At 61.3% G+C, this 6,256-nt stretch carries 5 protein-coding genes; all 5 read left to right on the plus strand.

What is annotated here, in order from left to right; all coding sequences use genetic code 11:
- Positions 1–429: 429 nt before the first annotated feature.
- Positions 430–1,734 (plus strand): phosphopyruvate hydratase, encoded by a 1,305-nt coding sequence (eno, locus tag PLL20_15245; GenBank protein HPD31347.1) that lies wholly within the window; start codon positions 430–432, stop codon positions 1,732–1,734.
- 21 nt (positions 1,735–1,755) lie between these two features.
- Positions 1,756–2,385 (plus strand): hypothetical protein, encoded by a 630-nt coding sequence (locus PLL20_15250; protein ID HPD31348.1) that lies wholly within the window; start codon positions 1,756–1,758, stop codon positions 2,383–2,385.
- Positions 2,386–2,573: 188 nt separating this feature from the next.
- Positions 2,574–3,794 (plus strand): hypothetical protein, encoded by a 1,221-nt coding sequence (locus PLL20_15255; GenBank protein HPD31349.1) that lies wholly within the window; start codon positions 2,574–2,576, stop codon positions 3,792–3,794.
- A gap of 291 nt (positions 3,795–4,085) precedes the next feature.
- Positions 4,086–4,646, plus strand: coding sequence for an RDD family protein (locus PLL20_15260; GenBank protein ID HPD31350.1), 561 nt, complete (start codon positions 4,086–4,088; stop codon positions 4,644–4,646).
- A 75-nt stretch (positions 4,647–4,721) separates the two neighbouring features.
- A complete protein-coding gene (locus tag PLL20_15265; GenBank protein HPD31351.1) occupies positions 4,722–5,792 on the plus strand; it encodes a TlpA disulfide reductase family protein in 1,071 nt (356 codons plus the stop codon).
- Positions 5,793–6,256: the final 464 nt, after the last annotated feature.

A 6,256-nucleotide genomic window follows, 5' to 3' on the forward strand; every position in this document is an offset into this window, starting at 1 on the left:
CAAGGGCGGACTGAGCTGCGATCGAGCATGGGGCCACAACAGTCCGGACGGCCCGTTCCGAACCTCGAGCGCGAGCAAAGGGCCAGGCCGCAACCCGAGCGCTCTGCGATCCAGGAGCATGCGCGCAAGCCGCACAGATGCCTGGCCGTAAGATTTCCGACTCTCGCGGACGCTTCGAGTATTGTTGACGAATCCGGCGGGGGCATGGTTCGGGTTTCACCGGCGGCCTTGTCCGCGGCGATGAGGGAACGCTCGCAGACAGCCCGTTGTTGGCCCCGGCCAAGAGTGTCCGCGGGTCTTCCAGCATCCATGTTCTTGACGCTCATGGGCACGGCCGTATAGTGGCGACCGGCGAGCCTGGGACAAGCCGGCTGGTGACCCGGGGCGCAGACTTCAAGCCTTCCTTTTGTATCGAGAGCAAGACTCGCAATGTCATCAACAGCAATCGTTTACGTCAACGGCAGAGAAATCCTGGATTCTTGCGGCAACCCGACCATTGAAGCCACCGTCGTGCTGGAGAACGAGTGTGTGGGGCAGGCCTCAGTTCCGTCGGGGAGGTCCAAAGCCGCAGATGAGGCGGTCGAGCTTCGCGACGGGGACATGGCGCGATACGGGGGCATGGGCGTACTGAAAGCCGTTGAAAACATCAACGAGAGGATCGCCGAAGCCATCTTGGGGCTCGATGCCTGCGACCAGGAGTCGGTGGACCGGGAGATGATCAATCTCGATGGCAGCCCCAACAAGGGCAACCTCGGGGCCAATGCCATCCTGGCAGTCTCGATGGCAGTGGCCAAGGCGGCTGCCGAGGCGTGCAAACTGCCGCTCTTCCGATACCTTGGTGGGGTAAGTGCCCATGTCATGCCAGTCCCGATGATGAACATGCTCGACGGGGGCCGGCGCGCCGACAACAACGTGGATTTCCAGGAATTCCTGATTCAACCGTGGGGTGCCCCGACCTTCCGCGAAGCCTTGCGGTGGAGTGCCGAGATCCAGCAAACCCTCGCAAGTATTCTGAGCGAAAGGGGTTACAGCGTTTCCGTCGGTGATGAAGGTGGTTTTGCCCCGAAGCTCAAGAACAATGATGAGGCTTTCGAGCTGATGGCCATGGCCGTGGAGAAAGCCGGCTACAAGCTGGGCGAGCAGATCTTTTTTGCCCTGGATCCGGCCATGAGTGAGCTATTCGGTGAGGCCAAGGCCAAGGGCAAGGTAGGGTATTGCCTCTTCAAGAGCGATCCGGACCGGATCCTCGGCAGCGACGAGGTGATCGACTGCTGGCTGGCTCTATGCAGGAAATGGCCTCTTCGCAGCCTTGAAGACGGGCTGGCCGAGGACGACAGGGACGGTTGGAAGAAACTGACCGCCAGCCTGGGTGGGAAGATCCAGCTTGTCGCGGATGACCTGTGTTCGACCCTCATGAATCGCCTTGGGCGAGGGTTTCGGGAAGGGATCGCCAACAGCATCCTGGTCAAAACCGACCAGATCGGGTGCCTGACCGAAACGCTCAACACCATCAATCTGGCCATGCGAAACGGCTATACGACGGTGGTCAGTCACGGAAGCGGCGAAACTGAAGACACCACAATTGCCGATATTGCAGTAGCGACGAATGCCGGTCAGATCAAGGCCGGCGGCGTCAGACGGAGCGATCGGGTCGCAAAGTACAACCAGTTGCTCCGTATCGAGGAACACCTCGGAGACGAGGCCGTCTTCGGAGGCACGTTCTGGAACAAGTAACGGCCGGACAGAGGTTCGGGCATGGACGCCGACACTTGCCCAACCGAGCAGGACAACCAGACCGCTATCCACCCCGAACAGGGCGCCCAAGGCGGCGGTCGGGCGGACAGCCCCGGGGGCGTTGTCGCCCAGCATTGCATCATGTTCTGGGCGCTGACGGTGCTGGCCATGGCCGTTTTCGCCCCCTGCGTGCTGGCTCCCATTTATGCTGAAACCGAACAGATCATGGAGACGGAACAGAAGCTGGAACGGCTGGTGGCGGACCTGAAGGATCAGGCAAATCGAAATGAAGAGCGGATCAAGGCCATCAAGGCGGATCCGCAGGTCAACCAGCGGATCATCCGCCGCGAACTGAACTACCGGTTTGAAGGGGAACAGATCATCCAGTGGCCGGCAGCGGAGTTGGCCAGCACAAGGCTGGATCTATCGATGCTGGAAGGTGCACAGGAACCCCTTCCGCCGATCAACCCCTATCCGGCGTGGGTGCTGAGACTCAGGCAATGGCTTCCGGCCTGGCCGTGGCACAAGCTTTTCGTCGAATCTCCCAACCGCGAGCTGCTGGCGATCATGGCCGCCGGACTGCTGGCGACGGCGTTTTTTCTTTATGGTCCGCTGCCGCCGATCGCCGGACCACAAAGAGACGATCGCTGAGCACTCACAAGACATCTGGGAAACTCACAGGCGCCTGACCCCATTACTCACACCCCAACCACTCGCGAAGGCTTCGGGAGGTTTGACCGTATGGCCGACCTGCCTACCATGGCACCCCGCACCAACGGATGAACGCTCGAATGGGTTGACGTTCGCCTCGCGGCGTTTGTTTACGGGGAGCTTTGGTCATGGCGTTTGACAGGGGATCGTTCAGTTTCAAGCGGTTTTTCGTTTCGGGGCGGAGCCCCCAGCGTGTGGATGAGGCGCTGCTCGGACAATTGGCGGCCAAGGCCATCGGTGCCGACAGCATTCAGACGGCCGACCACAGCGAAATCGGGTGGAGCACCGGTGAACACATTCTCGACACCGAGTTCGACTTCGCCAAGAACGCAGTGGCCGACGGCTTGTACTTCGCTCTGCGGATCGACACCAACAAGCCACCGACCGAACTGGTTCGCAGCTACCAGAAGATCAACGAGCAGGCGATGCTGCGAGCCACCGGCCGCGAGTTCCTCAGCAAGGCCCAGCGCCGCGAGGCCAGGGAGCAGGCTCTGGCGCGCTTGGACTCCGAGGCCAAGAGCGGCGCGTTCAGGCGGATGAAGCAAATCCCGGTGTTCTGGGATCTGACGCGCAATGAACTCTACTTCGGCTCGACCAGCAACTCGGCGGCCGAATCGCTGATGCTGCTGTTCCGCGAGACCTTCGACCGCGGCGTCGTGGCGGCCTCGGCGGGCGAGATCGCGGCGCGATGGGCGGCGGCAAGCGGCGAAAACCGGCTGTTCGAGGATTGCCGGCCGGCTCATTTTGTGACTCCGCCCGAAGGGGCAGGCGAGACTCCGGACGCGCATTCAGATGAAGGCCGAACAAACGATTTCCTCGGCACCGAGTGGCTGACCTGGCTGTGGTATGCGACGCAAGTTGAGTCTTCCACCATAACGACCGCCAAGTCGGGAGCGGTGACCGTGCTGTTCGAGAAGTCAATGCAGATGCAGTGCGCGTTCAGGATGAGCGGGTCGGTGGCGGTCAGCTCAGACAGCCCGACGCGTCTGCCCGAAGCCCTGGTCGCTTTATCAGGCGGCAAGCAGCCAGTGCGGGCGGCTATGCAGATCGAAGCCCAGGGCAGCATCTTCAGTTTTGCCCTCCGGGGCGATGCGATGGCCTTCAGCGGCGTGCAGTTGCCGGCACCTGAGGATGCCAACAGCGTCAGGGCGGTCTTCGAGGATCGTATGAGCAGACTGCGCGATCTGATCGACGCCGGCGACGGGCTCTACGCCGCCTTTCTGAAACGCCGGTTGTCGAGCAAATGGCCACAAACGCTCAGCGCCATGCGGGCGTGGATCGCCTCTTGCCGACATGCGGCCTCGTCGCAGGACATGCAGACAACGGCGATGCTGGGGGCGGTTTCATAAGGCGAGGGGCCAAACCGCAAATCTGCAACATCACAGGAAGCGCCGCTCCCTTGCGGTCGCGGTTCTGAAAGAGGCCCCCCGGCCGGGCTGTCACGGACCCGTCGGGCAGGGCGGGCTCTGCCGGTTGTTGACACCAGATTGATCTGTTTGTGCCGTTGTTACAAGTGTTATCATCATAACCAGGCTGACCGTCGCGGAGGGAGCGCATCGCTCGCAGGACGATCCGGCTTTTTGGGTAGCCTGAGAAGAGGCACGGACCTCGGTGCATCAGTCGCCCAGGAGATTGACGGCATGTCACAAGTGACAGGGCCGGCTTACAAACACGAGGACTACGCCGGTTTCATCCGCCGGACGGCAGCGCTGCTTTTCGACATCATTCTGGTGATCCTGGCGTCCATCTTAATAGGCGGAATCTGCATTTCCATCTCATCGAGTCCATGGACTGAGGAGCAGGAGGATGCGGTTCTCGCCTTCGTGTTCACGATAGCTTTCGTGTTGTACATGCTCGGCTTCCGCCTGTCACTGAAGGGCACACCGGGCTATCGACTCTTCAGAATCCGCTATGCCTATATGCTGGACGGCAAACCAACGGCTTTGGTCCTTCTGTTCCGATCGTTCGTGGCGGTGGTTCTTCTGCTGTTCTTCGCACTCGATCATCTGTGGATTCTGTTTGACGAGCACAAACAGGCATGGCACGACAAGCTGAGCGGGTTCTACGTGGTCAAGAGCAAGGCTCGGCCGTGCGGGAAGCAGCGGGTGACACGGCGAATCATCAATTTCATGATGTTGACGTTCATTGTCTGGGAAGCCGGTCCTGAGACTCATGCCGGGACAGCAGCAGGGGCGACGTGACGGATTGGCAGGTTGAGACGAGGCGCGCTGAACCGCCGGCTTGCATACCGCAATGGCAAGGAATGGAGGATAGCGATGCAACGTTTTCTGGCAATGTGTTTGTTGGGTTGCGGAGCGGCGACGTTCGCGGCGGCGGATACACTGGCGGCGGCGCGAACCGAGAAGAAGCCCGACATACGGACCCAGCTCGAACAAGAATTCGAGGCATTGCATGAGAGCCTCAAGAAGGCCATGCCGGAGGATCCCAAGACGCTGCGCGATCCGGCCGTCCGGGCCAAGGTCGCCCCCGCCGCGATGCCCATTCTTCAGAAGACGATTGAATGCCTCGAACGACGGGCCAGGTTTGACAAATCATTGGCCGGCGACTCGGCGTGGTACCGAGTCATCGCCTTGGCCCTGGGCAACGATTCGATCAAGACCAACCTGACGACAGCCGCGGAGAGCGGCGACCGCGGGGCCAAGATCCAATTGGCCGCTTCGAGGGTTATTGTGGCCGCCGACACCTCACAACGGAAAACCGCGATGAACGAATTCGCCGCCCTGCTGGGCGCCGAGGGCGCTGCTCCACCCGGGGCGGCGACGGCTCTTCAGGCGGTGGTGTACGCGGGAGCCCTTTCCAAGGAGGAAATCAAGCAGATCTCCGACGTGGTCGAGAAGCTTCCTGACAAGACTCTGAAGAACGCCCTGGATCTGGCAACGATGACCCCGGCCGAGCGACGTGCGGCGTTGAGGGGCAAGCCGCTGGTGCTGGAGGGTAAACTGCTGACCGGCAAGCCGTTCTCCACGGATTCGCTCAAGGGCAAGGTGATTCTGGTGCACTTCTGGGCGAGCTGGTGTCCCGCCTGTCGCGAGTCACTGCCGCAGGTGAAAGAGGTCCGAAACATGTACGGGAAAAAGGGCCTCATGGTTGTCGGGGTCTGTTGCGACAGGGAAGTTCCGGCCTTGCGGAAGTTCCTTGCTCAGAACCCGGATGTGAACTGGCCTCAGCTCTTCGACACGGCGAAACCGGGTTGGCACGAACTTGCCCGGCAGCACGGTATCGACGTAATCCCTGCGATGTTCCTGATCGACAGGAAAGGCATCGTTCGAAGCGTCAACGCTCAGCGCGAGATGAAGAAGCTGGTACCCATATTGCTCGACGAGTGAAGTCGGCCGGCATGAATGACAGGGTCAGGCCTGCGGCAGGTCGGCGCCCTACTCCGTCGGGGCGACTTGGCGGGGCTGTGACCCGCTGGTCCCAGATTCCCATCTGGGACCCTTCTGCCGACGATTCCGATCGTCATTCATACGTGAATGCGGAAAGGATTCCGCGGGGGATGCGGCCCGGAAAGGATTCCGGGCCGAGCGGGTTGGGTTTGTTTGGTCGGAGAGAGTTCTTGAGGTGTTGGCTCCTGGGTTTGGGCCGGAGGGGGTTGGTCTTCAGATTTCAAAGAGCGGGCAAGGGAGCTTTCAGCAATCAGCTCTCAGTCGTCAGCCAGACAAGGGACAGAACACGGGGGGTGCTCCGCAACGGGCGGGTGGAGCGGAGCGGCGGCGAATCGCGGTTGCGCTTGACGTTGGGTTTGTGTGGCGCGGGGGAGCGGTCAGGGTGGCGGCAGGTCGGCGCCCTG

Source organism: Phycisphaerae bacterium, from assembly GCA_035384605.1.
In the GTDB taxonomy this organism is placed as follows: domain Bacteria; phylum Planctomycetota; class Phycisphaerae; order UBA1845; family PWPN01; genus JAUCQB01.